Here is a 25125-nt window from a genome sequence, read left to right as displayed (position 1 = left end):
CTACTGACTTAATTTTGACTTCGGATAAGTCCTCGGACGATTAGTATTGGTCCGCTCCATGTCTCGCAACACTTCCACTCCCAACCTATCAACCTCATCTTCTCTAAGGGTCCTTACTGATATAAAATCATGGGAAATCTCATCTTGAGGTGGGTTTCACACTTAGATGCTTTCAGCGTTTATCCCGTCCCTACATAGCTACCCAGCGATGCCTTTGGCAAGACAACTGGTACACCAGCGGTAAGTCCACTCTGGTCCTCTCGTACTAGGAGCAGATCCTCTCAAATTTCCTACGCCCGCGACGGATAGGGACCGAACTGTCTCACGACGTTCTGAACCCAGCTCGCGTGCCGCTTTAATGGGCGAACAGCCCAACCCTTGGGACCGACTACAGCCCCAGGATGCGACGAGCCGACATCGAGGTGCCAAACCTCCCCGTCGATGTGAACTCTTGGGGGAGATAAGCCTGTTATCCCCAGGGTAGCTTTTATCCGTTGAGCGATGGCCCTTCCATGCGGAACCACCGGATCACTAAGCCCGACTTTCGTCCCTGCTCGAGTTGTAGCTCTCGCAGTCAAGCTCCCTTATACCTTTACACTCTACGATTGATTTCCAACCAATCTGAGGGAACCTTTGGGCGCCTCCGTTACCTTTTAGGAGGCGACCGCCCCAGTCAAACTGCCCGTCAGACACTGTCTCCGATAGGGATAACCTATCTGGGTTAGAGTAGCCATAACACAAGGGTAGTATCCCAACATCGCCTCCATCGAAACTGGCGTCCCGATCTCATAGGCTCCTACCTATCCTGTACATGTGGTACAGATACTCAATATCAAACTGCAGTAAAGCTCCATGGGGTCTTTCCGTCCTGTCGCGGGTAACCTGCATCTTCACAGGTACTAAAATTTCACCGAGTCTCTCGTTGAGACAGTGCCCAAATCATTACGCCTTTCGTGCGGGTCGGAACTTACCCGACAAGGAATTTCGCTACCTTAGGACCGTTATAGTTACGGCCGCCGTTTACTGGGGCTTCAATTCAGATCTTCGCTTGCGCTAAACCCTCCTCTTAACCTTCCAGCACCGGGCAGGCGTCACCCCCTATACATCATCTTACGATTTAGCAGAGAGCTGTGTTTTTGATAAACAGTTGCTTGGGCCTATTCACTGCGGCTGACTTAAAGCCAGCACCCCTTCTCCCGAAGTTACGGGGTCATTTTGCCGAGTTCCTTAACGAGAGTTCTCTCGCTCACCTGAGGCTACTCGCCTCGACTACCTGTGTCGGTTTGCGGTACGGGTAGAGTATAATACAACGCTAGAAGCTTTTCTTGGCAGTGTGACGTCACTAGCTTCGCTACTAAACTTCGCTCCCCATCACAGCTCAACCTTATAGGTACAAGCATTTAACTCATACCAAGCCTCACTGCTTAGACCGGCACTTCCAATCGCCGGCTCTAGTTAGCCTACTGCGTCCCTCCATCACTTCATACTCTAGTACAGGAATATCAACCTGTTGGCCATCGGATACACCGTTCGGTCTCTCCTTAGGTCCCGACTAACCCAGGGCGGACGAGCCTTCCCCTGGAAACCTTAGTCTTACGGTGGATGGGATTCTCACCCATCTTTCGCTACTCATACCGGCATTCTCACTTCTATACGCTCCAGCACTCCTCACGGTATGCCTTCGCCGCATATAGAACGCTCTCCTACCATGACACATAAGTGTCATCCACAGCTTCGGTAATATGTTTTAGCCCCGGTACATTTTCGGCGCAGGGTCACTCGACTAGTGAGCTATTACGCACTCTTTGAATGAATAGCTGCTTCTAAGCTAACATCCTAGTTGTCTGTGCAACCCCACATCCTTTTCCACTTAACATATATTTTGGGACCTTAGCTGGTGGTCTGGGCTGTTTCCCTTTCGACTACGGATCTTAGCACTCGCAGTCTGACTGCCGACCATAATTCTTTGGCATTCGGAGTTTATCTGAAATCAGTAAACCGAGATGGCCCCCTCATCCAAACAGTGCTCTACCTCCAAGAATCTCAATGTCGACGCTAGCCCTAAAGCTATTTCGGAGAGAACCAGCTATCTCCAAGTTCGTTTGGAATTTCTCCGCTACCCACAAGTCATCCAAGCACTTTTCAACGTGCCCTGGTTCGGTCCTCCAGTGCGTTTTACCGCACCTTCAACCTGCTCATGGGTAGGTCACATGGTTTCGGGTCTACGACATGTTACTATGACGCCCTATTAAGACTCGGTTTCCCTACGGCTCCGTCTCTTCAACTTAACCTCGCAACATATCGTAACTCGCCGGTTCATTCTACAAAAGGCACGCTCTCACCCATTAACGGGCTCGAACTTGTTGTAGGCACACGGTTTCAGGTTCTATTTCACTCCCCTCCCGGGGTGCTTTTCACCTTTCCCTCACGGTACTGGTTCACTATCGGTCACTAGGGAGTATTTAGGGTTGGGAGATGGTCCTCCCGGATTCCGACGAGATTTCGCGTGTCTCGCCGTACTCAGGATACTGCTAGGTATAACTTCGATTTCGACTACGAGGCTCTCACTCTCTCTGGCTGACCTTCCCATGTCATTCGTCTATCAAAATTAAGTCCACGTTGCAGTCCTACAACCCCGAAGAGTAAACTCTTCGGTTTGCCCTTCTGCCGTTTCGCTCGCCGCTACTAAGGCAATCGCTTTTGCTTTCTCTTCCTGCAGCTACTTAGATGTTTCAGTTCACTGCGTCTTCCCTCCGACATCCTTAACAGATGCGGATGACAGGCATCAACCTGCCGGGTTCCCCCATTCGGACATCTCTGGATCAATGCTTACTTACAGCTCCCCAAAGCATTTCGTTGTTCGTCACGTCCTTCATCGGCTCCTAGTGCCAAGGCATCCACCGTGCGCCCTTATTAACTTAACCTTTAAATTAATCATTTTATCGCATGTTCATGCGCAGCGTTTCGGTTTATTTTCTTGTTACTATTTCATTTATCTTAAATAAATGGAATTTGATATAGATATTCAATTGTCAATGGACAAAGTTAGGATACAAAGTGACGGTCCGCTTGCGGAAATTTCTGTATAAATTTCGAAACCTGACGACGACTGCTCGCAGTCTAGGGAAGGTCGAGAAATTTACTAAGAAATTAGTCACGTGTTCAACTTCACTTTATTCAGTTTAGTAGGAACTTATATCCTATGGAGCCTAGCGGGATCGAACCGCTGACCTCCTGCGTGCAAAGCAGGCGCTCTCCCAGCTGAGCTAAGGCCCCGTACAGTAGCTTTGAGGTACTGTCGTGTTTAAGTCTGAGTTATAAAATTGTACTCGAGCTAAAATCCTAGTGAAAATGATAAACTTCCTTGTGTGCAAGCACACAGCGTCAGTTTCCTATTTTTATACGGATTTCTTAACGCTCTCCGTTACTTAATCTGACCCCTCAGAACCAAACAAGACAAACGCAAGTATCCGTTACCCTTAAAAGGGTTCCTTAGAAAGGAGGTGATCCAGCCGCACCTTCCGATACGGCTACCTTGTTACGACTTCACCCCAATCATCTATCCCACCTTAGGCGGCTGGCTCCAAATGGTTACCTCACCGACTTCGGGTGTTACAAACTCTCGTGGTGTGACGGGCGGTGTGTACAAGGCCCGGGAACGTATTCACCGCGGCGTGCTGATCCGCGATTACTAGCGATTCCGACTTCATGTAGGCGAGTTGCAGCCTACAATCCGAACTGAGACTGGCTTTAAGAGATTAGCTTGCCGTCACCGACTTGCGACTCGTTGTACCAGCCATTGTAGCACGTGTGTAGCCCAGGTCATAAGGGGCATGATGATTTGACGTCATCCCCACCTTCCTCCGGTTTATTACCGGCAGTCTCGCTAGAGTGCCCAACTGAATGATGGCAACTAACAATAGGGGTTGCGCTCGTTGCGGGACTTAACCCAACATCTCACGACACGAGCTGACGACAACCATGCACCACCTGTCACCTCTGCTCCGAAGAGAAAGCCTATCTCTAGGCCGGTCAGAGGGATGTCAAGACCTGGTAAGGTTCTTCGCGTTGCTTCGAATTAAACCACATGCTCCACCGCTTGTGCGGGCCCCCGTCAATTCCTTTGAGTTTCAGCCTTGCGGCCGTACTCCCCAGGCGGAGTGCTTAATGCGTTAGCTCCGGCACTAAGCCCCGGATAGGGCCTAACACCTAGCACTCATCGTTTACGGCGTGGACTACCAGGGTATCTAATCCTGTTCGCTACCCACGCTTTCGAGCCTCAGCGTCAGTTACAGACCAGAGAGCCGCTTTCGCCACCGGTGTTCCTCCATATATCTACGCATTTCACCGCTACACATGGAATTCCACTCTCCCCTTCTGCACTCAAGTTCAACAGTTTCCAAAGCATACAATGGTTGAGCCACTGCCTTTTACTTCAGACTTATTAAACCGCCTGCGCTCGCTTTACGCCCAATAAATCCGGACAACGCTCGGGACCTACGTATTACCGCGGCTGCTGGCACGTAGTTAGCCGTCCCTTTCTGGTAAGATACCGTCACTTGAGTAACTTTCCACTCTACTCAACGTTCTTCTCTTACAACAGAGCTTTACGATCCGAAAACCTTCTTCACTCACGCGGCGTTGCTCGGTCAGACTTTCGTCCATTGCCGAAGATTCCCTACTGCTGCCTCCCGTAGGAGTCTGGGCCGTGTCTCAGTCCCAGTGTGGCCGATCACCCTCTCAGGTCGGCTATGTATCGAAGCCTTGGTGAGCCGTTACCTCACCAACTAGCTAATACAACGCAGGTCCATCTAATAGTGAAACAATTGTTCCTTTCAAGTTTCAGTCATGCGACCAAAACTATTATGCGGTATTAGCTATCGTTTCCAATAGTTATCCCCCGCTATCAGGTAGGTTACCTACGCGTTACTCACCCGTTCGCAACTCATCCAAGGAGCAAGCTCCTCTTCAGCGTTCTACTTGCATGTATTAGGCACGCCGCCAGCGTTCGTCCTGAGCCAGGATCAAACTCTCATATAAATATAATTGTTTGTCCGGCTAAGCCGACTGGCTTATCCGTTTATTGTTTTTCTTGACGGGATTAAACATACTATTCAATCCCAACTTGGTTCGTCTTGTTCAGTTCTCAAGGGTCATCATGTCTCTTGCGAGACAACTATCTTATTCTAGCACAGCCAGATTTCTTTGTCAACTACTTTTTTTAGTTTTTTTGAAATCTTTTTTTGCACTAGACGTCTCTTGCGAGACAACTGTTATATCTTAACACATCTGAGTGTGCTTGGCAAGGGGGAAGTTTTATTTTTTTATCATTACTGAGAAAGGCACGACGTTTTCGATAGAGCTAGCAAGGCCCCTGGAAACTCCGACCTGTCATGAGCTGGTCAAATTGTGCCTGTTCTTGAGGGCTGAGCTGGGATTTAGCTTGGGCCAGGTAGTCATCTAGGAGCAGGCCGCGGGCAGGTATCTGGTGGGCCAGCTCGCTGATGTCAACCGTGCAGGGCTTGTTAAAGCGACGTTTTTGACTTTCTTGTTTTCTCAGGGCATCTTTGACGTGATTGGTGAACTTGGTTTTGAAGTAGACACGTAGGCGGGGAATCTGGTAGCGGAGACTTGGGTCTTCCACTAATAACCGTTCAAGCACTAGCATCCCTTCTTGGTCCCAGTCGGATTTGTCTCACAGCTGGATAGGGTAGACACTCATGAGGCGAAGGACTGTTGAACGTGTGTATAAGTGGGTTCAAAATCAATCATGAGGGGTCTCCTAGGTGTTTTGATACCTTTACTATACAATGATGTTACTTATTGGAACAGGACGTTTTTGTCCTAAACTCAAAAAAAAGCCAGGAATTATTCCTAGCTTTTTAATAAACTTTTGTTAAGACTGAAACAAGTACTGCAACCAAAGTTAGTACAAATGGCAGGTAGATAACAACGAGAAGCCACTTGATTTTGGTCAAGAAGGCCATGTATTCCCTGATAAAGGCACTAGGGATGTAGTAGCTGGCCGTGGCACAGCCCAAACCATCCCCAACCAGACCTGCTTTTCGGGCATAAAGGCTGGTCCGTAAGACATGGTAGTCATTGGTCACAAAGAGAAAACGGGGCTGGTCAATCAAGGCTTCACCCAGGACTTTGGAAAAGACCAAGTTTTCATAAGTGGTCCGAGACTGGTCTTCCAGAAGAACCTTGTCCATGGGAAAGCCGATGCTGTCTAAGTAGTTAGCAATGGCTTGCGCTTCGGACACCTTTTCGTCTGAACCTTGACCACCGCTGGCAATCAAGCGAACACGGGGCTGGTCCGCCAAACGGTAGGCCTCGACGGCCTTGTCAATCCGCTTTTTCAAGAGTGGGGTCACCCGTTCACCGTCCAGAAGTCCCGCCCCGTGAATGATGATAAAATCATAATCCTTGCGTTTGGGCATGAGGTTGTAGAGAACAGAATAAATCAGAAAGCCGGCAAAGAGCCCACCCAAAAACACCAGACTGAAAAAGCCAAGCAGGTTAATCAGCTGCCAAACCCTGACCCAGTCAGGAGCCAAACGGCTGGTCGCTCCCATGATAATAGGCAGGGCAAAAACCAGGATAATGGCCAAACCAGCCGCCAAGGACAGGAAATTGGCCTTGGACCTGCTCTCTTTTTTGAGGAGAATAAAGCCGTTGACAATCAGGAAAAGGCCTGACAGGATGAGAACAACTGGAAGAAGAGCGACACCAATCAGCAAGGCCTGGTGGAGACCCGATTGACCACTCTCATAGGTCAAATTGGTCAAGGCTAGATAGGCCGTCACCAAAAATGCAATCAACCAAATGGGATTGAGCAGGTGCCTGCGGTCGTGGAAGAAAAAGGCTAGAAAGAGCACCAGAAAAATCAAAGGAGCAAGATAAAGCATTAAAGCACCTCACTATCAGGAAAAGTTAAATCCTTGTCCATACTTAACAGGGTTACCAAGGATAGCAGAGCTTGAGGAATAAAGATAACCAACAGGTCCAACCAGACATTGATTGCCACAGGGTCATGGATAGTTGGCTTAAAATCAATCAGAAAATGCAAGAACATAGGCAACCACAGGTTGTTATAGCCCACCCGAATAGTTGCAAGCAAGAAACCAGCCGCCGTTGCATAAAAAACTTGTTGGAAAACCGCCACTGGATTTGCTTCGAGCAAGTTCAACAAATGAAGGGTACCAAAGATCAGAGACGTTGACAGAGCTGTTTTTAGCAAAGGAGTCTTTTTCTTAGAAAACATCACCAAAAAGGCCGTAAAGAAAAGCCCTCGCAACCAAGATTCTTCACCAATTCCTGCTGAAGCAGCCCCAATAAAACTGGACCAAATAACTGGCCAACCGCCTGAAATCATGCTGGCGACATGATCCAACAAACCATTCCAGACAATCAACCAGCAAGATAGGGCCAGGTTGAGATGAATGAGGTAACGTGACCGTTTTGACCATTGCCAGTCGGATTGAAACAGTTTGCCACCACCAATAATCCAGTAAATCAAGCCTGCAACCAGTAACGTGCCCACTAAATCAAGCGTTCTGGTCAGTTGATGAGAATGCTCAGAGGATAGGTTACTTGCAGCTGACCAGATGCCCGCAACTGCTCCAAAGAGGACTTGAATGACCACACTAACAAAGACTAAATTGACTGCTTGACGGAACAAGGATTTCCCTTGAGGAGAGATGATTTTATCTTGAAACATCAATTTAGCCTACCTTTCTGCGGTCGCCCAGTCCTTAACCGCGGTCATAAAATCAACTAGGCTCTCCTTGTTTCTCAGGTCGGCCAGGGGATAGACCAGGGTTTGTTTGGGGTTTTGGGCCTGTTTTTGCAGGACAAAGATGGCCTTGCTGGCGGTCTCTGACCCAAAGAGTTGGGCTGGCAGGGTCACCACCATGAGGAGACTGGCTTGGTCGCTCAGCCATTGTTTCAAAAGAGGAGCCTGAGGGCTAGTCAAGAGGTCGGTAGGCGCCAAGAAGATGGCCAAGCCCTGAGGTTTGAGGTACTTGAGGGACTGCTCCATGAGGAGGTGGTGGGCGTAGGTGTGCTCGCCGGTCGCCGCCACCTGATAGCGGCTAGCGATGGCATCGTTGGGGTAGTAGCCCACGGGCAGGTCGGACACAATCACGTCGCTCATCTTGAGGACCTGAGGCCGAACCGCATCCTCCTGAACCAGGCTCAGCGGCAGGCCCATGACCTCAGCCATAGAGGCCGACAGGTCGATGAGGAGGTCGTCCAACTCCAGGCCCAAGTAGTCCAGCTCCTTGCCACTGGCCGTCAGCAGGGTAAAGGCCAGGTTGCCCGTCCCTGAGCCGATTTCCAGGACATCCAGCTGGTCAGCTGCCGTCAGCGTGTCCAGCAAAAAGGCCAGCAAGAGGCCGATGCCGTCAGGCGTGAACTGGTGGTTGGCCTGCAACTTATCGGTCTGAGCCCCCTTGATGAGGAGGAACTGGTAGACCTTCTGCCAGTCCTGGGCCGTCAGCTGGAGGGCACGCAGCCTGTCGTTATTTTGGGAAATGGCAGAGCTGGCACCTGGGGCACCCAGATAGTAAGCATTCTGCTCAATCAAGGCATCGTAGAAATGGGTGGCCAATTGGGTTTGGATGGCTTGGACATTTTCCAGAACCAGACTATAGGCGGTTTCGATAGTTTCAAATGACATGAAGTTTCCTTTTCAATTCTAAAGTTCTTCTATTATACCAAAAAATCAGCCCTAAGACTGATTTTAATGATTGTCAGAACACTAGGTCTCATCCGCCCGGTATTCCAAAATATCCCCTGGCTGGCAACCCAGCTCCCGGCAGATGGCTTCCAGGGTAGAAAAGCGGATGGCTTTGGCCTTGCCTGTTTTGAGGATAGAGAGGTTGGCAGTCGTGATGCCAATCTTCTCCGCCAGGTCCTGAGACTTCATCTTCTTCTTGGCCAACTCGACATCAAGATTTACAATAATCATAGCAGGCCTCCCTAGATAGTAAATTCATTTTCCTCAGCGATGGCGATGGCCTTTTCCAAGATGATGGACAAGGACCAAACCAGAACGGCTATTAAAAAGTATTCCATGATGAAAAAACTATACTCATAGGACACCTGGACTTGACCATTAGGATACTGGCCGTGCATGATAAGGCCTGATTTATCAATCCCTTCACGCACCAGGGACCCTAGCACCAAAAAGAGGGTTGACAGACGAGCCAAACGGACATTATCTGCCACAAAGATTTGCTCCGCCAGGATATTTTTCATAAAAGCCCGCATACAAACCAAGATACCCAAAGCTGCAATGGTGTTAATCAGGTCGATGCCAATGCTAATTGGCGTTTTGGCAGAGACTTCGATACCAAAGCCAACAGAAACCCCGTTGGGCAGTTGACCCACCCAATCACCGCCACTGAGCCAGTGAAAGAGACCAAATCCTAGGCCTAAGACCAAACCTAGGCCCAAAGCAATGATAAAAACATTAAGCAGGTAAATCACCCACCGCAGGTAGCCAAACTCCCGATTGACCACGGGTTGTTTTCTTCTGCCCAAAATCTGCCAAAGAAGAAAGCCAATGCCTCCTAGAGCCAGCACCAATAAACCGTAACTAATAACTCGCATGATAACTCCTTTACTGTCTCAGAAAAAGTTTTTATTTTTGAACGATAAGTCTAGTTTAGCATAGAGCTACCAAAAAAGCTAGTTAGCTAGTGCCTTAACCACAATATCGCCACCGTGATTTTTAATGGTCAATCGGGTTTTTGCGGTTGGAACAGACTTGAAATCATTGATGACCTCGCCCTCATAGTTGGCAGTCAGCGAATAGAAAACCGCTAAATCTTCGGGGAGACTGACGGTAATCTGACCACCAGCATTATCCAGCTGCAGGTGTTTGAGGACAGCCTCTCGTCCCAGTTTGACCCTGATGGTGACCGGCTGACGCTTGCCTTCGTTGATATTGATGTGGTGACTGACCGTCTTCCCCTTCCAGCTATAAAAAGCTAGGTGGAGCGAGTCGTCACTGACCAGGGTCTCCTCTTGGTCACTGAGGCTAACCAAGCTCCGTTCAGGCACCTTACCTGACACCACAACTTGGGTGGTGGGGTTGTCGGTGATTTCCAAAACCAGATTGACCGGTTGGTTGGTGCCTCCAATGTAGATTTCCTCAATGGTCTGGGCGGTCAGTTCCCAGGTCTTGTCCACCTGAGCCGTCGTTGTCTCTTGGTCAGCCATGGCCAAGACCCCGCCAACCAGAAGCAGGCTCAAAACCGCCAGAACACCAATAAAAACGTTTTTTCTCATTTCTTTTCCTCGATTCTAATCTCCCCATAAGTGCTTATGGTCACCATAGCAGAGCTGGACAAATCACTGGTCACTTCCGAGATGACCTCCCCAGCCTGATGGGCATCCAGCTCATAGCGGGCTGAAAAATCAGCTGGCACTTCTACCGTCACATCCCCTACCCAAGTATCCAGGCTCAAGTCTTCTAAGGCCGTATCAGCCGACAAGCTCAAGGTGATTAACAACTCTGTCTTACCAGACTGGCTAACGGCCAACTTAAAGCCATGTCTGGCAAAGGGCAGGTAGAGCTGGTCTTGGGTCTGCTGGCTCCCTTCTTCCAGGGTCTCAAGGCTCTCCTCAGGAACCTGCCCCTCCACCGTCAAACGAGACTGGTCAGCCCCAGTCTCGATAATCAGATGAACAGGTTGTTGCGTGCCGTAAAGTTCAATGGACTTGATGCCTTCTGCAAGGTCCCAGGTCCGACTGATGGACTGATTGGTCTGACCAGCCTCCAGACTACTAAGGATAGCCGCACCCAAACCCAGCACCATAACAGCTAACAAGCCAATAAGCACCCACAATTTTTTCATGCCTGACACTCCTTTCCTATCTTTCTTAACTTCCCCTACTGGTCCTACCAGCAGGGGACACGAGAACAGCCTACTTGGTCGCCTTAAACAAGCGTCCAGCCAAGCAATCAGGGGCATCAAGCCGATAAGACTGAGTAGGTCATAACCCAGAGCCATTAGCATAAGGGACCGCTCCTTTTTGCTAGGATAGGCTGACTGGATTAGTCCAGGGTCACAATAACATCCTTAACCGCTTCAATCTTAACCTCACGGTTTCTGTTTGAGCCGTTTTCTGGCAGGTCGGTCTTGCCTTCTTTGCTTTTGACCGTGAACTGGCCATCATAGCTGGCAGGCAGGCTGATGTCTGCTCCGCCATTGGTCGTATAGAGGTAAAAATCTTCAAAGCTAACCCCCTTGGCCAAAGCAACCGCAATCGCAACCGTCGGTTTGGCTGTATTCACCGTCATGCTAAAGCCGTCCTTGGCAAAATCAATGGTCAGGTCACCCGCTTCATCAATACCAAACTGCTCCTCCATGGCATCAAGGTTAGACTGGGCAAATTTGCCTGTGATGGTCACGCTGGTCTCAGCCTGGTCAGTCTCCGTAACCGTCACCTCAACGGGTTGTTCTAAGCCAGCCAAATAAATGGTCTTGAGGTCCTGGGCAGGAAGGGTAAAGGTCTTGTCATAACTGATGTTGGTAGCGTCAGCCTGAACGCCTTGCCAGACCAGGCCACCAAGTCCCAGCACAAGTGCCACTACTAATCCAATAAGAATACCTTTTTTCATGAGTTTTCTCCTTTTATTTGAATTCACGGTTTTTGAACAGGAGGTAAGCAACTCCTGCGTAGATGAGGGTAAACAGAATAGCGACTAAAGACGTTGTTGTCAAAAATTTGCCTGACACATCAACAAGCGACAGTTGATTAAACATGAGGTAGGGGTTGAGAACATCTGTCTTAAAGAGCAGGCCCGTCAGGAGGGCTGTCAATTGGTCAAAGAGCAGGGCCATCAAGATGTAAACCATATAAGACTGGTAAATGCGGTCAAAGTAGGCAAAGATAAAGGCACAAAGGCTAGCAATCACGGTGTAAAGAGGTAGCTGATAGAGGCCGTATTGGGCAAAAATGTGATACCCAGCAGTTCCTGTAAAGAGGTGATGGCTCAGGGCTGACAGGCTAAGGGCCAAAACCAGGAAGAACCAGCAGGTCAAGAGCATCCTAACCCACTTATAGGCAAAGACCTTGAAGCGGTTTTGAGTTTTGATAAGCAGGTTGTTGATGGTTCTGGTGGTCAGGTCCTCACCCAAGAAAATCTTGGCTGGCGTAACAAAGAAGAGGGGGAGAAAGCTCGCCCAGAGCTTGGCGACCTCCGCCGCTTCGCCCTCTCGGTAGAGGTAGGCAAAGAGAACGGAAAAGCCTGCCAAGAGGAGCACGGAAATGAGCGACAGCCCCTCCTTACGAATGCGATAAGTGTCTGCGATAAACAAATTTAACATGATCTTCTTCTTTCTAATCCAGTAATTCCAAGTAATAGTCTTCAAAGCTGCGGCCAGCCTGATAAATGCCTGTGATGGCGATGTCCTGACGGTTCAAGAGGTTAATCAAGTCCTGAACCGATTGGTCAGGCGACACCAAGAGCTGGCTGCCTGACGCGGTTACCTCTAGGCCTTGGTCTTGCAAGACCTGCTGCGCCAGCCCATTGTCCACGGTCGAGAGGTGAATGCTGTCAGCAACCTCGGCCTTGAGGGCTGCCTGGCTGATGTCCTTGATGACCCGCCCCTTGTGCATGATGACGAAGCGGTCCACCACCAACTCCAGCTCGGACAGGAGGTGGCTGGAGATGAGGACGGTGATGCCGTAGCGGTCGCGGAGGGTGTGGATAATCTCCCGCATGTCCTTGATGCCCGACGGGTCCAGGCCGTTAACCGGCTCGTCCAGGATGAGGAAGTCGGGAAAGTCCAGAATGGCCAGAGCGATAGCCAGCCGCTGCCGCATCCCCAGCGAAAAGTCCTTGACCTTCTTCTTGGGATCCACTTGGGCTAGACCCACCAGCCCCAAAACCTCCCTGACCCGTTGATCGATGTGGGCAAGGCCCAATTGCAGAGCAGCATAGGTGAGGTTGTCCTGGGCCGACATATTGGGGTAGTGAACAGGCGATTCGATGATGGCACCGATTTTGTAGTCCGCAGCCTGGTGAACCCGACCACCGCTGGCAGCAATCAGCCCCGCCAGAATCCGAATCAAGGTGGTCTTACCAGCCCCGTTCTGACCAACTAGGCCGACAATCTCGCCTTTCTGAATGGAAAAACTGACCTGATCCAAGGCCTTCTGCTGGCCGTAATGCTTGCTAATCCCTTCAATGTGAAGTAAGTTTTTCGTCATTTTTATCTCCTTTTCAATATTCTATTATTGTTTTTCAACAATTTCTTATCGACACCCTTATTATAGCACATCAAAATTCCTTGTCAACAACTTTTTATCGTTTTTTGATAATTTTTTTATTCTAGGTGATAACTGAAAACCATTAACTTGACCATCACTTGCTTTTCTCTTGAGCTAGTTAACTTACAAGCATGTCATTCTGAAATCGCTTAGAAAACTATTGACAAGAGCGTCATATTTTGATATATTTAGAACAACTTTTATTGGAGGTCTACTAATATGAAACAATGGCGATTAGTTTTTATCACGTTAATAAGTGCCTTTTTCTTAGTTGGTTTTCGAACAGAAGCGTCAACATTAGAAATGTACCGCCTCTACAACCCAAATACCAGCGAGCATTTTTATACCTTAGCTGTAGAAGAACGAAATCACTTGATTAGTGTGGGTTGGCAGTATGAGGGGATTGGTTGGGTTGCACCCGAACAAGGCAATGATGTGTACCGCTTGTTCAACCCAAATGCCAAAGGGGGCGATCACCATTATACTTTAAGTGCTGAAGAGCGTGACTTTTTAGTTAAAGCCGATTGGAAATATGAGGGGGTCGCTTGGAAATCTAGTGGTCCTATTGGGCTCCATCGTCTCTATAATCCCAATGCTTCATCTGGTTCCCACCACTACACTACCTCTGCTGAAGAAGCAAATCACCTCGCCTCTATTGGCTGGAAATATGAAGGTATTGCTTGGCAGGCTGTTGCTGAAGGTTACCTAGACACTTCTTATGGAAAACCAACAGCACAGGAGCAACCAAAAGAGACTGGAGTAACAGTAGAACAACCTGCTCTAACCCATCAACCAACAACTGAGCAACCTGCACCTACAAATCAACCATCTTACAAAAATTGCGATGCCGTTAGAGCAGCTGGTGTTGCACCAATTCGCAAGGGTGACCCTGGATACGGACCTCACTTAGACCGTGACGGAGACGGTATTGGTTGCGAACTCACTAACAGAAACTAATAAGTCTTAAAAAAGCAAAATGTTCCAAAATCAGATGACTTTGGAACATTTTTTGATTTACAATAAGTGAAAAACTGAAGAGGCACAAAAACCATTTAATCAAAATGCTCTTTTTTATGGAGATAGGGCAGGAAAACGGCGTTTTCTGGCTGGTTTTTCCAGTCTGGTTGGTGGGTGATGCTTTGTGCCACCTTTCTGGCCTCTTCTAAAATGGGGTAGTCCTCGACCAGGTCAGCCACCTTGAACTCAGGCAGGCCCGACTGGCGGGTCCCGAAAATCTCACCTGATCCCCGCATCTTCAAATCCGCCTCGGCCAGGACAAAGCCGTCCGTGGTCTCGGTCATGATGGTCATCCGCTCCTTGCCCGAATCAGTCTTGGGATTGGCCACCAAAATAGCGTAGGACTGCTTGTCTCCCCGACCAACTCGACCCCGCAACTGGTGGAGCTGGCTGAGGCCGAAGCGGTCGGCATCCATGATGACCATAACCGTGGCATTGGGGACATTGACCCCAACCTCTATAACGGTTGTGGAGACCAGAAGTGAGAGCTCGCCAGCCTTGAAGGCCTGCATAACCGCATCCTTCTCCTCGGTCTTCATGCGGCCGTGGAGGAGGCCCAACTTGGCTTCTTCACCAAAAAAGTCGGTCAATTCCTCGTATAAAGCCAGGGCATTTTTCAAATCCAAGCTCTCGCTCTCCTCAATCAGGGGCGAAATGACGTAGGCCTGGGCCCCCTTGGCCAACTCCTCCTTGAGCCAAGCCAAGACCTGGGGCAGTTGAGGGTGCTTGACCCAACGGGTCACAATGGGCTTACGCCCCGCAGGCAGCTGGTCGATGATGGAGACATCCATGTCACCGAAGGCCGTGATGGCCAGGGTCCGAGGAATGGGCGTGGCCGTCATCATGAGGACGTCAGGATTGTCCCCCTTCTCCCGAAAGAGCCGTCGCTGGGCTACCCCAAAGCGGTGCTGCTCATCCGTGATGACCAAACCCAGCTTGTGGTAGGTGACCCCCTCCTGAATCAGGGCATGGGTCCCAACCACCATATCCACCTGACCGTCAGCAATAGCTGCCAAAGCCGTCTTCTTGGCTGCTGCCTTCATCCCCGAGGTCAAGAGGGCAATGGACAGGTCGGGAAAGAGCTGGCTCAGGCTCAGGGCGTGCTGCTCAGCCAAAATTTCAGTCGGTACCATGAGGGCTGCCTGGTAGCCCGCCGTCTGGGCCGCAAACATGGCCAAAGCCGCCACCACGGTCTTGCCGCTCCCCACATCCCCTTGCAGGAGCCGGTTCATGTGGCGGCCCGAGGCCATATCCGCCAGGATTTCCTCCAAACTCTTGGCTTGGGCTGGGGTTAGGGCAAATGGCAGAGCTGCCAGCTTGTTCTCAACCGCCACTCGGTCGTAGGCCAGGGCCAGATCGCTGGTCTCCGCTCGGTTATCGGCCTTCAAACTCTGCAAGTCCAGCTGAAAATAAAGCAGCTCCTCAAACTTGACCCGCCTCAGGGCCTGCTTATAATCCGCCAAGCTGGCCGGAAAATGCATACGGTAGCAAGCCTCTTTTCTGCCCATCAAACGATACTTGACCAAGAGGTCCTCAGGCAGGTTTTCCTGCAAGAGGTCCAGGTAGCCCAGGTCAATGGCCGCCGTTATGGCCTTGACCAGGTTGGCCTGGGTGACCCCTTGCACCGTGTGATAGACAGGTTGCAAGTCCTCGTTGAGCTGGGCCAGAACTTTCATACCAGTCAAGGTGGCCTTCTTGCTATCCCACTTGCCGAAAATGGCCAGCTGCTGGCCGACACTAATTTTGTCCTGGAGATAGGGTTGGTTAAAAAAACTGACCCCAACCACCACCTCACCCTGTTTGAGTTTGAAGCTCAGCCGATTTTTCTTAAAGCCATAATACTGGACATGGCCAGGCGTCACCACCTCGCCAGCCACTACGGCCTTTTCGCCATCCAGTAAGTCCAGCACCTGACGGCTGCTGAAATCTTCGTAGCGGAAAGGGTAGTGGACCAGGAGGTCCTCTATGGTGGCAAGTCCCAGTCCTAAAAACTTCTCTGCCGACTTGGGCCCAATTCCGGGCAAGACCGACAACTTATCTGTCAATGCAATCATGCTTCTATTATAGCACAAAAGCCCCGAACAGTCGGGGCTTTATCATGATTAAACGGCTTTGACCGTCACGTCAATGTTGCCAGCTACGGCTTTTGAGTAGGGGCAAACGGTGTGAGCCGTGTCCAAAATCTCTTGGGTCTCTTCCAGGCTCAGCCCCTCAATGTAACCCTCGATGGCCACACCCAGACCGACGTTTGGCAGGTCGCTGGCCCCAAGGTTGTAGAGGGTGACTTCTGCTGAAATCTTGGCATTGGCCTCCAGGCCACGGCTGCGTAAAACCGCACCAACAGCTCCGTTAAAGCAAGAGGCGTAGCCCGCCGCAAAGAGTTGCTCAGGATTGGTTGTGCCTGGCTGGTCATCGCCTGGGCGAACAACGGTCACCTCAAAGGCGTGGTCTTCTGTAAAGGCTTGACCAACTCGGCCGCCAGTGTTGTGAACTTTGGTTGTGTAAATAGCTTGCATGATAATTCCTCATTTCATTTGATACCCTACTATACAGATTTTAAGAAAACTTTGCAAGTAAAACAACTCCCTTACTCATATCGCCGTGGCACCCGGTCACTCAGCAGGCAGACCACCTCGTAGTTGATGGTCTGGCAATGCTCAGCCACGTCCGTGGCGGTGATGACCGCTCCGCCATTTTCCCCGATAAGGGTCACCTCGGTGCCCAAGGGATAAACTTTGGGCAAGCGAACGGTCAGCTGGTCCATGGACACTCGGCCAACAATGGGGCAAACCTGGCCGTCCACCAGGACCTCAAAACCCCGCAAGTCCCGCACATAGCCGTCCGCATAGCCGATAGGCACGGTCCCGATGACCTCCTCCCGACTGGCCACGTAACTGCCGCCGTAGCCGATTTTTTGGCCCGCTGGAACGGTCTTGACCTGAACCAGACGGGAACTTAAAGTCAAGGCTGGTTTGATGAGATAGGGCAATGGCAGAGCTCCGCCACTTGGGTCTAGGCCGTAGATGACAACACCCAAGCGAACCGCACTAAAAACCGTCTCCCCATGCCAGATGCTGGTCGCCGAATTGCTGGTGTGAATCAGCTCTGGCAGGCGGTTCAAGTGAGCCAGATGATCCTTGAAATTAGCCAGTTGCTGGTCAAAGTAGCTGGTGTCTGCCTCATCTGCCGTAGCAAAATGGGTAAAGATACCTTCCACCACCGCACCAGCCCGAGCCAGTTCAGTCATGAGGACCTGGGTGTCTTGCCAATTCCGCAAACCCAGCCGACCCATGCCACTATCAATCTTGAGGTGGACCACCAGACCAGTCAAGTCAATCCCCTGGTCTTGAGCCAGCTGAAACCAGTCCAAGCTGGTCACCGTGAGCCTAACCTGATTGGCAAGGGCCAGAGGCACATCTGTTGGTAAGACCACCCCCAACACCAAAATCATCTGATCAATCCCAGCCTGACGCAGTTCCAGGGCCTCGTCCAGATTGGAGACACAGAAACCATCTACCTGATTAGCGATAGCTTGGGCCACCGCCACTGCCCCGTGGCCGTAGGCATTGGCCTTGACCACCGCAAAAGTTTTGACTGGCCGAGGCAAGTGGCTAACCACCTGCTCAATGTTTTCTCGAATACGGTCCAATCGAATGGTCGCCCAGGTCGGGCGGTGGGGACTAGGAATCATGACCCTCTCCTTCTAAAATCACGCTGGCCTGGGCCAGATTGGCTGTATGGCTGATGGATACCCAAACCCGACCTTCAAAAGGGGACTGGGTGCAGATTGGGGCCCCCTTGTCATTGCTCAGAAACTCCAAGTCCTGAAAACTGCATCCAGCCACAAGCCCTGTTCCGTAGGCCTTGGAAAAGGCCTCCTTGGCTGCCCAACGGCCAGCCAGATAGGCCAGGGACCGCTTGGCTGGCAGGCCCCCATAAACCGCCAGCTCCTTGGGTGTTAGGATTTTACCAGCCAGCTGAGGTTTCTTAGCCAAAGCCTCAGCTAAGCGGCTCATGTCTTGGAGGTCAATCCCGTGTCCGACAATCATCTTACTCTCCTCAATAGAAAATACGATAAAGCAGTACCAACCGCCCTATCGTATGTCATCTTACATCAGGCTCTCTGAGAGGCCATGACAGTTTTTGAATTTTTTACCTGAACGGCAAGGGCAGAAATCATTGCGACCGACAGTCACTGGCTCGGTCTCAGCAACTTCTTGACCACCAATCGGCTGAGCAGCAATATTCTTCGTGGCTGCTGTGTGGGTCTCATGTGGTGCTCGCTCCCGTTCTTGCTCATGAATCTGAGCTTTCATCAGCGTTCTGGTCACCTCAAACTCAATGGCACCAATCATATCCTGGAACATCTTGAAACCTTCTGATTGGTACTCAACAATCGGGTTGTTTTGAGCATAGCCACGCAAACCTACCGCACTGCGAAGCTGGTCCAAACCGTCGATATGCTCGGTCCACTTGTTATCAACCACCATGAGAATCAGCACTTTTTGGAACTCCAGCACCTTATCTGCGTCACGAAGCTTGGCCATTTGACGGGCATAGACCTCCAAGGCTCGCTCGTAAAGGTAAGTCTTCATCTCTGGGAACTTCAAAGGGGTCAAGTCAGACAGGCTGATTTCCTCATCAGAGAGGAGGGTTGTTTTCGCAAAATTCAAGACGGCTTCCACAGCAGCCTGACGCTCCAAACGGCTGTGTCCATCAACTGCACGATCGATGGTTCGCTTGATCATGGCCTTGAGTTCAGGACCTAAATCACGTTCAGCAGTAATCACATCATAACGCTGGGCATAGATGATTTCCCGTTGCTCACGCATGACATCATCGTACTGAAGGACCTGCTTACGCGTGTCGTAGTTGTTGCCCTCAACCCGTTTCTGGGCGGCTTCAACCTGGCTGGTCAAGAGTTTAGACTTAATGACCGCCTCGTCTTCTGTCAGGTTCATGCGTTCAAAGACGGCCTTGATACGGTCCGAGCCGAAACGACGCATGAGGTCATCTTCCAGAGACAGGTAGAATTGAGATTCACCCTTGTCCCCTTGACGGCCCGCACGACCACGGAGCTGGTTGTCAATCCGACGGCTTTCGTGACGCTCTGTACCGATGACACAAAGGCCACCCAAATCCAACACACCATGTCCCAACTTGATATCCGTACCACGTCCCGCCATGTTGGTCGCAATGGTGACAGCTCCACGCTGGCCAGCATTCATGATGATTTGTGCTTCCTTGGCATGGTTCTTGGCATTAAGCACCTCGTGAGGAACGCCAGCCCGCACCAAGAGGTGAGAAATCAATTCGGAGGTTTCAACCGATACCGTCCCCAGAAGAACAGGCTGACCTTTCTGGTAGCGGGCCTTGACATCTTCAACAACAGCCTTAAATTTGGCCACCAGGCTCGGATAGAGCAAATCTGGGTGGTCAATCCGCTGGATAGGACGGTTGGTCGGGATTGGGATGATCCGCATGTTGTAGATTTCACGGAACTCTTCTTCCTCGGTCTTACCAGTACCCGTCATCCCTGACAGTTTCTTATACATCCTAAAGAAGTTCTGGTAGGTAATGGACGCTGAGGTCTTGGTTTCGTCCTGAATTGGAACACTTTCCTTGGCCTCGATAGCCTGGTGGAGACCATCAGAGAAACGACGACCTTCCATGGTACGACCGGTAAATTGGTCAACGATGAGGATTTCTTCTTTTTCAGAAACCACATAGTCAATGTCCAAGGTCATGATGTAATTGGCCCGCAGGGCATTGTCCAAGAAGTGGGTCAAAGTGACATTTTCCAAATCATAGAGGTTGTCCAACTTAAAGTAAGTTTCTGCCTTATCAATACCTGAATCTGTAAAACCGATGGTCTTAGTCGGCACGTCAATGATGTAATCATCGCTCTTGAGGGTCTTGACAAAGTGGTCTGCCAAGGTGTAGAGCTTGCTGATGTCCGACGCCTGAGCACCAGAGATGATGAGAGGAGTTCTTGCCTCGTCAATCAAAACTGAATCCACCTCGTCAACCAGGGCATAGTTGAGCGGACGTTGCACCATGGCTTCCTTACGAACCACCATGTTGTCACGCAGGTAGTCAAAGCCGACCTCCGAGTTGGTGGTGTAGGTGATGTCACAGAGATAGGCCTCACGTTTTTCCGCTGGTGACTTGGAAGCCAAGTTAATACCGACAGACAGGCCTAACCAACTATAAAGTTGTCCCATCTCCGTCGCATCACGCTCTGACAGGTATTCGTTAACGGTAACAACGTGAACCCCTTCGCCAGCCAAGGCGTTGAGGTAAACGGGCATGGTCGCGGTCAGGGTTTTCCCCTCACCTGTCCGCATCTCAGGCACGTCACCATGGTGCAAGACGATACCGCCCATGATTTGCACCCGATAGGGGAAGAGCCCCAGAACCCGTTTGGCTCCCTCACGAACAACCGCAAAAGCCTCAAAAAGCAGTTGGTCCAGGGTCTCGCCACGCTGGTAACGCTCCTTGAATTCTACCGTTTTAGCCTGAAGTTCCTCGTCTGACAAGGCTTCCATAGCTCCAGCATAGGATTCGACCTTTTTGGCCATTTTTTCTAATTTACGCAGCTCGCCTTTTTCATTTTCGACGAGTTTTCTAACAAAGTTTGACATCTAATATCCTTTCGAGAGTCTAATCAGTTTATTCTACCATAAGATAGCCCTAATTTCAAGGTTGAGACCGACTTTTACGTTCTTAAACCTGTTACGTTACAATTGATGTGAGACCTAGGTGAACCAAAAAAGAAGATTCCTGATATGATAAGAGTACCACCACTCACCACAAAAGGAATCTCCTCATGACTAGTATACCACAAAACCATCGCTATTTGCCACACACACTTGAAACCCGCTACCACGCTGTGAAAACCTATCGAAACGGAGCCTCTGTAGACTTTATCCGTCGACGTTACAAGGTCTCAAAGGCCTCCCTCATGCGATGGAATAATCGCTTTGATGGCACCAAGGAATCCCTGCGAGATAAGTCTCACAGACCGCATAAAACCCACCCAAAAGCTCATACTCAACAGGAAATAACCTGGATTAAAAACTGCATCCGCAGAAACCCAAATGCAACCCTTATCGAGATTTTCTACAAACTCAAAACCAACAAAGGCTACAACCGCCATCCCTGCTCACTCTTTCGGGTCTTAAGGAAAATGGGGGTCTTTAAAACACCTAAATCCAAGACCAAACCCTATGTTCCCAAACCCTACGACACGCCAACGCAATTAGGCGTCAAGTGGCAGATGGACGTTAAATACGTGCCTAAGCAGTGTTATACAGGTAAGCTACCTGATAAGTTTTACCAGTACACCGTTATTGACGAAGCCAGCCGGGAACGGTTCATCTACCCCTTCAAGGAACAATCCTCTCATTCCACCGTCCAGTTTGTCAAAATGGTTATTAAACACTTTGGCTACAAGCCACAAATCATTCAGACGGATAATGGTGTTGAGTTTACCCATTTCAGAGAAACCAAGCAAGTCCACCCTCTAGACCTGCTTTGCCAAGAATTGGGGATTGAACACAAGCTCATTCGACCACGAACACCTCGACACAATGGTAAGGTAGAAAGAAGCCACAGAAACGACAACAGACGGTTTTATCAGTACTTGACCTTCTACTCCTATGACGACCTCATCAAACAGATGAAGGCCTATCTTTACCAATCAAATAGACTACCAATGCAAACACTGGGATGGAAATCTCCTATCGACATCAGAAAATCTATAGAGGAACTAGCTCCTCTATAGATTAACACATGACTATCTTCAAATTGACAATTTTGGTCTCACATCATTGACAAAGGTACAGAGACCGACTTTTACGTTCTTAAACCTGCCATGTCAAACAAAGGCTAACAATCCACTAACAACCGCCTAATCAGCTCTGCTCTTTCACAAAAAATAATAAAAAGCTAGAGTTGCCTCCAGCTTTTTGCTTATAATTTTTCTTTCAAGTAACGTCCTGTATAACTCTCCTCAACCGCCGCTACTTCTTCTGGCGTACCTGTGGCGATAATCATGCCACCGCCGACACCGCCTTCTGGACCCAGGTCGATGATGTGGTCAGCCGTCTTAATGACGTCCAGGTTGTGCTCGATGACCAGAACCGTGTTGCCGTCGTCCACGAACCGTTCCAGAACCTTGAGCAGGCGAGCGATGTCGTCGGTATGAAGGCCAGTCGTTGGCTCGTCCAAGATATAGAAGGACTTGCCAGTTGACCGTTTGTGGAGCTCGCTGGCCAGCTTCATCCGCTGGGCCTCACCGCCAGACAGGGTGGTAGCTGACTGACCCAGGGTCACATAGCCAAGACCCACGTCTTTGATGGTCTGAATCTTGCGGGCAATCTTAGGAATAGCCGCAAAGAAATCCAGGGCATCGTTGACGGTCATCTCCAAAATCTCGGCGATGTTCTTGTCCTTGTAGCGGACCTCCAGGGTTTCGCTGTTGTAGCGTTTGCCGTGGCAGACCTCGCACGGCACATAAACATCAGGTAGGAAGTGCATCTCAATCTTGATGATACCGTCGCCCGAACAGGCCTCGCAGCGGCCGCCCTTGACATTAAAGGAGAAACGACCCTTCTTGTAGCCACGGATTTTGGCCTCATTGGTCTGGGCGAAGAGGTCGCGGATGTCGTCAAAAACACCCGTGTAGGTGGCTGGGTTGGAGCGGGGCGTCCGCCCAATGGGGCTCTGGTCGATGTCAATCAACCGCTCGATGTGCTCAATCCCCGACACGCTCTTGTGCTTACCCGGCTTGTCGCTGTTTTTATAGAGCTTTTGGGCGATTGCTTTTTTGAGAATGCTGTTGACGAGGGTTGATTTGCCAGAACCAGACACCCCCGTCACCGCGATAAACTTCCCTAGAGGGAACTTGGCGGACACGTTTCGCAGGTTGTTCTCGCTTGCTCCGACAACCTCGATGAAGCGACCGTTACCAACTCGTCGCTCGGTTGGCACAGGTATGGTTTTCTTGCCAGACAGGTAGGCTCCGGTGATCGAATGCTTGTCCTTGGCCACCTGTTTAGGCGTACCAGAGGCCACAATCTGGCCGCCGAACTGACCAGCTCCTGGCCCAACATCAATCAGCCAGTCCGCCGCCATCATGGTGTCCTCATCATGCTCCACCACAATCAGGGTATTGCCCAGGTCACGCATCTTTTTCAGGCTGGCAATCAGGCGGTCATTGTCCCGCTGGTGGAGGCCAATAGACGGCTCATCCAAGACATACAAGACCCCTGACAGGTTGGAACCGATTTGGGTGGCCAGACGAATCCGCTGGCTCTCGCCACCAGACAGGGTGCCTGCTGACCGAGACAGGGTCAGATAGTTGAGGCCCACATTATTGAGGAAGGTCAAGCGGTCGCTGATTTCCTTGACAATTGGGCGGGCGATGGTTTCCTCGTTAACACCCAGTTTCAAATCGGCCAGCACCGCTAAATGGTCTTCAACTGATAGGTCTGAAAGTTCTCCGATGTGGAGACCATCCTCCCCACCGACTCTAACTGACAAAGCTTGGCTATTGAGGCGGTAGCCGTCACAGGTCACACAGGTCAGCTCGTTCATGTAGAGCCGCATCTGGTTGCGGGTGTAGTCGCTGGCCGTCTCGTGGTAACGGCGGCTGATATTGACCGCCACGCCCTCAAAGGGCAGGTCGATGTCCCGCACGCCGCCGAACTCGTTCTCATAGTGGAAGTGGAACTCCCGGTCGCCAGACCCGTAGAGGACCAGCTGCTGGTCAGCCTCGGACAGGTCTACCCAAGGGGTGTCCATGTCCACTCCAAATTGGGTCATGGCCTGCTCCAGCATGAGGGGGTAGTAGTTGGAAGAAATAGGGTTCCAAGGGGCCAGAGCGCCCTCCCGCAGGGTCTTGCTCGGGTCAGGAACCACCAAATCCATATCCACCTCCAGCTTCATGCCTAGCCCATCGCAGGTCGAGCAGGAGCCAAAGGGAGCGTTGAAGGAGAAAAGCCGAGGCTCCAGCTCCGCCACCGTGAAGCCACAGACAGGGCAGGCGTAGTGTTCCGAAAAGAGGAGCTCATTCCCGTCCATGGTGTCGATGACCACATAGCCATCCGCCAACCGCAGGGCTGCCTCCACCGAATCAAAGAGGCGGGAACGAATCCCCTCCTTGTTGACCAGACGGTCCACCACCACCTCAATATCGTGGTTCTTGCTCTTGTTGAGCTCAGGGACCTCGGTCACATCGTAAACCTCGCCGTCCACTCGAACCCGCACATAGCCGTCCTTTTGGATTTTCTCAAAGAGCGGCTTGTGCTGTCCCTTCTTGCGGCGAACCACAGGGGCCAAAATCTGCATCCGCGTCCGCTCAGGCAGGGCTAGCACCTTGTCCACGATTTGCTCGACCGACGAAGCCGCAATCTCGCCATGCCCATTGGCACAGTAGGGCTTACCGACCCGAGCGTAGAGCAGCCGCAGGTAATCATTGATTTCCGTCGCTGTGCCCACGGTAGAGCGGGGATTTTTGCTGGTGGTTTTTTGGTCGATGGAAATGGCAGGGCTGAGACCCTCGATACTATCCACATCAGGCTTTTCCATGTTGCCCAAGAACTGTCTGGCATAGGCCGACAGGCTCTCCACATAGCGGCGTTGGCCTTCGGCATAGATGGTGTCAAAGGCCAGGCTGGACTTACCAGACCCTGATAAGCCCGTCACCACCACCAGCTTGTCACGGGGAATCTCCACATCAATGTTTTTCAAGTTGTGGGCCCTGGCCCCACGAATAATCAGTTTGTCTTGCATGAGTTTTTCCTTTATTCAATG

General features: G+C 50.6%; 19 protein-coding genes, 1 tRNA gene and 2 rRNA genes. 2 read left to right on the top strand and 20 right to left on the bottom strand.

Going from position 1 to position 25125, the window contains the following annotated elements:
• Nucleotides 1-20 precede the first annotated feature (20 nt).
• The 14 genes from AC3ARB_RS03395 to AC3ARB_RS03330 all read right to left on the bottom strand — a co-directional run bounded on the left by AC3ARB_RS03395 (nucleotide 21) and on the right by AC3ARB_RS03330 (nucleotide 13230).
• A 23S ribosomal RNA gene (locus AC3ARB_RS03395) occupies nucleotides 21-2924 on the bottom strand.
• A 279-nt stretch (nucleotides 2925-3203) separates the two neighbouring features.
• A tRNA-Ala gene (locus AC3ARB_RS03390) sits at nucleotides 3204-3276 on the bottom strand.
• Nucleotides 3277-3496: 220 nt separating this feature from the next.
• Nucleotides 3497-5040 (bottom strand): 16S ribosomal RNA (locus tag AC3ARB_RS03385).
• The 16S and 23S rRNA genes sit together here with 1 tRNA gene alongside, the layout of an rRNA operon.
• A gap of 322 nt (nucleotides 5041-5362) precedes the next feature.
• Nucleotides 5363-5662, bottom strand: coding sequence for a hypothetical protein (locus tag AC3ARB_RS03380; RefSeq protein ID WP_488321158.1), 300 nt, complete (start codon nucleotides 5660-5662; stop codon nucleotides 5363-5365).
• A gap of 220 nt (nucleotides 5663-5882) precedes the next feature.
• Complete coding sequence (locus AC3ARB_RS03375; protein WP_488321157.1) at nucleotides 5883-6911, bottom strand: YdcF family protein; 1029 nt, start codon at nucleotides 6909-6911, stop codon at nucleotides 5883-5885.
• Nucleotides 6911-7723, bottom strand: a complete 813-nt coding sequence (locus tag AC3ARB_RS03370) for a CPBP family intramembrane glutamic endopeptidase (RefSeq protein WP_488321156.1) — start codon at nucleotides 7721-7723, stop codon at nucleotides 6911-6913. The genes AC3ARB_RS03375 and AC3ARB_RS03370 overlap by 1 nt, the downstream gene beginning before the upstream one ends.
• A 9-nt stretch (nucleotides 7724-7732) precedes the next feature.
• Nucleotides 7733-8683 (bottom strand): class I SAM-dependent methyltransferase, encoded by a 951-nt coding sequence (locus AC3ARB_RS03365; protein WP_488321155.1) that lies wholly within the window; start codon nucleotides 8681-8683, stop codon nucleotides 7733-7735.
• An 81-nt stretch (nucleotides 8684-8764) separates the two neighbouring features.
• The gene (locus AC3ARB_RS03360) at nucleotides 8765-8974 is read right to left on the bottom strand and encodes a helix-turn-helix domain-containing protein (protein ID WP_488321154.1); all 210 of its coding nucleotides are present in this window, start codon (nucleotides 8972-8974) and stop codon (nucleotides 8765-8767) included.
• An 11-nt stretch (nucleotides 8975-8985) separates the two neighbouring features.
• Nucleotides 8986-9618 carry a hypothetical protein gene (locus AC3ARB_RS03355; protein ID WP_488321153.1) on the bottom strand — a complete coding sequence of 211 codons (633 nt, stop codon included), beginning with the start codon at nucleotides 9616-9618 and terminating at the stop codon, nucleotides 8986-8988.
• Nucleotides 9619-9696: 78 nt separating this feature from the next.
• A complete protein-coding gene (locus tag AC3ARB_RS03350; RefSeq protein ID WP_488321152.1) occupies nucleotides 9697-10299 on the bottom strand; it encodes a hypothetical protein in 603 nt (200 codons plus the stop codon).
• Nucleotides 10296-10868: a hypothetical protein gene (locus AC3ARB_RS03345; RefSeq protein ID WP_488321151.1), complete on the bottom strand. Its 573-nt coding sequence runs from the start codon at nucleotides 10866-10868 to the stop codon at nucleotides 10296-10298. Before AC3ARB_RS03345 ends, AC3ARB_RS03350 begins: the two co-directional genes overlap by 4 nt.
• 200 nt (nucleotides 10869-11068) lie before the next feature.
• The gene (locus AC3ARB_RS03340; protein WP_488321150.1) at nucleotides 11069-11635 is read right to left on the bottom strand and encodes a hypothetical protein; all 567 of its coding nucleotides are present in this window, start codon (nucleotides 11633-11635) and stop codon (nucleotides 11069-11071) included.
• Nucleotides 11636-11648: 13 nt separating this feature from the next.
• The gene (locus AC3ARB_RS03335; RefSeq protein ID WP_488321149.1) at nucleotides 11649-12344 is read right to left on the bottom strand and encodes an ABC transporter permease; all 696 of its coding nucleotides are present in this window, start codon (nucleotides 12342-12344) and stop codon (nucleotides 11649-11651) included.
• Between the two features lie 13 nt (nucleotides 12345-12357).
• Nucleotides 12358-13230, bottom strand: a complete 873-nt coding sequence (locus tag AC3ARB_RS03330; protein ID WP_488321148.1) for an ATP-binding cassette domain-containing protein — start codon at nucleotides 13228-13230, stop codon at nucleotides 12358-12360.
• A gap of 279 nt (nucleotides 13231-13509) precedes the next feature.
• Between AC3ARB_RS03330 and AC3ARB_RS03325 the strand changes: the two genes are divergently transcribed.
• Nucleotides 13510-14247 carry an excalibur calcium-binding domain-containing protein gene (locus tag AC3ARB_RS03325; protein ID WP_488321147.1) on the top strand — a complete coding sequence of 246 codons (738 nt, stop codon included), beginning with the start codon at nucleotides 13510-13512 and terminating at the stop codon, nucleotides 14245-14247.
• 95 nt (nucleotides 14248-14342) lie between these two features.
• Here the strand turns inward: AC3ARB_RS03325 and recG are convergent, their stop codons facing one another.
• From recG to secA, 5 genes are all read right to left on the bottom strand, one after another.
• Nucleotides 14343-16361: an ATP-dependent DNA helicase RecG gene (recG, locus tag AC3ARB_RS03320; protein WP_488321146.1), complete on the bottom strand. Its 2019-nt coding sequence runs from the start codon at nucleotides 16359-16361 to the stop codon at nucleotides 14343-14345.
• Nucleotides 16362-16409: 48 nt separating this feature from the next.
• Nucleotides 16410-16823, bottom strand: coding sequence for an Ohr family peroxiredoxin (locus AC3ARB_RS03315; protein WP_488321145.1), 414 nt, complete (start codon nucleotides 16821-16823; stop codon nucleotides 16410-16412).
• Nucleotides 16824-16894: 71 nt separating this feature from the next.
• Nucleotides 16895-17998: an alanine racemase gene (alr, locus tag AC3ARB_RS03310; RefSeq protein WP_488321144.1), complete on the bottom strand. Its 1104-nt coding sequence runs from the start codon at nucleotides 17996-17998 to the stop codon at nucleotides 16895-16897.
• On the bottom strand, nucleotides 17988-18356 hold the full coding sequence (gene acpS, locus AC3ARB_RS03305; protein ID WP_488321143.1) for a holo-ACP synthase: 369 nt from the start codon (nucleotides 18354-18356) through the stop codon (nucleotides 17988-17990). Before acpS ends, alr begins: the two co-directional genes overlap by 11 nt.
• A 60-nt stretch (nucleotides 18357-18416) precedes the next feature.
• Nucleotides 18417-20951, bottom strand: coding sequence for a preprotein translocase subunit SecA (gene secA / locus AC3ARB_RS03300; protein WP_488321142.1), 2535 nt, complete (start codon nucleotides 20949-20951; stop codon nucleotides 18417-18419).
• A gap of 185 nt (nucleotides 20952-21136) precedes the next feature.
• Between secA and AC3ARB_RS03295 the strand changes: the two genes are divergently transcribed.
• A complete protein-coding gene (locus AC3ARB_RS03295) occupies nucleotides 21137-22093 on the top strand; it encodes a DDE-type integrase/transposase/recombinase (protein ID WP_488321141.1) in 957 nt (318 codons plus the stop codon).
• A gap of 188 nt (nucleotides 22094-22281) precedes the next feature.
• Here the strand turns inward: AC3ARB_RS03295 and uvrA are convergent, their stop codons facing one another.
• Nucleotides 22282-25104: an excinuclease ABC subunit UvrA gene (gene uvrA / locus AC3ARB_RS03290; protein WP_488321140.1), complete on the bottom strand. Its 2823-nt coding sequence runs from the start codon at nucleotides 25102-25104 to the stop codon at nucleotides 22282-22284.
• Between the last annotated feature and the right edge of the window lie 21 nt (nucleotides 25105-25125).

This window comes from Streptococcus sp. ZY171113 (assembly GCF_057748235.1).
Note: the sequence above shows the minus strand (reverse complement) of the source record. Positions and strands in the feature narration are given on the sequence as shown.

Excerpts from the sequence above, each read along its gene's own strand:
- acpS (WP_488321143.1), bottom strand. The coding sequence starts at position 18,356 with ATGATTGTCGGACACGGGATTGACCTCCAAGACATGAGCCGCTTAGCT.
- AC3ARB_RS03370 (WP_488321156.1), bottom strand. The coding sequence starts at position 7,723 with ATGTTTCAAGATAAAATCATCTCTCCTCAAGGGAAATCCTTGTTCCGT.
- AC3ARB_RS03365 (WP_488321155.1), bottom strand. The coding sequence starts at position 8,683 with ATGTCATTTGAAACTATCGAAACCGCCTATAGTCTGGTTCTGGAAAAT.
- uvrA (WP_488321140.1), bottom strand. The coding sequence starts at position 25,104 with ATGCAAGACAAACTGATTATTCGTGGGGCCAGGGCCCACAACTTGAAA.
- AC3ARB_RS03355 (WP_488321153.1), bottom strand. The coding sequence starts at position 9,618 with ATGCGAGTTATTAGTTACGGTTTATTGGTGCTGGCTCTAGGAGGCATT.
- alr (WP_488321144.1), bottom strand. The coding sequence starts at position 17,998 with ATGATTCCTAGTCCCCACCGCCCGACCTGGGCGACCATTCGATTGGAC.
- AC3ARB_RS03325 (WP_488321147.1), top strand. The coding sequence starts at position 13,510 with ATGAAACAATGGCGATTAGTTTTTATCACGTTAATAAGTGCCTTTTTC.
- AC3ARB_RS03340 (WP_488321150.1), bottom strand. The coding sequence starts at position 11,635 with ATGAAAAAAGGTATTCTTATTGGATTAGTAGTGGCACTTGTGCTGGGA.
- secA (WP_488321142.1), bottom strand. The coding sequence starts at position 20,951 with ATGTCAAACTTTGTTAGAAAACTCGTCGAAAATGAAAAAGGCGAGCTG.
- AC3ARB_RS03350 (WP_488321152.1), bottom strand. The coding sequence starts at position 10,299 with ATGAGAAAAAACGTTTTTATTGGTGTTCTGGCGGTTTTGAGCCTGCTT.
- recG (WP_488321146.1), bottom strand. The coding sequence starts at position 16,361 with ATGATTGCATTGACAGATAAGTTGTCGGTCTTGCCCGGAATTGGGCCC.
- AC3ARB_RS03330 (WP_488321148.1), bottom strand. The coding sequence starts at position 13,230 with ATGACGAAAAACTTACTTCACATTGAAGGGATTAGCAAGCATTACGGC.
- AC3ARB_RS03360 (WP_488321154.1), bottom strand. The coding sequence starts at position 8,974 with ATGATTATTGTAAATCTTGATGTCGAGTTGGCCAAGAAGAAGATGAAG.
- AC3ARB_RS03335 (WP_488321149.1), bottom strand. The coding sequence starts at position 12,344 with ATGTTAAATTTGTTTATCGCAGACACTTATCGCATTCGTAAGGAGGGG.
- AC3ARB_RS03345 (WP_488321151.1), bottom strand. The coding sequence starts at position 10,868 with ATGAAAAAATTGTGGGTGCTTATTGGCTTGTTAGCTGTTATGGTGCTG.
- AC3ARB_RS03315 (WP_488321145.1), bottom strand. The coding sequence starts at position 16,823 with ATGCAAGCTATTTACACAACCAAAGTTCACAACACTGGCGGCCGAGTT.
- AC3ARB_RS03375 (WP_488321157.1), bottom strand. The coding sequence starts at position 6,911 with ATGCTTTATCTTGCTCCTTTGATTTTTCTGGTGCTCTTTCTAGCCTTT.
- AC3ARB_RS03295 (WP_488321141.1), top strand. The coding sequence starts at position 21,137 with ATGACTAGTATACCACAAAACCATCGCTATTTGCCACACACACTTGAA.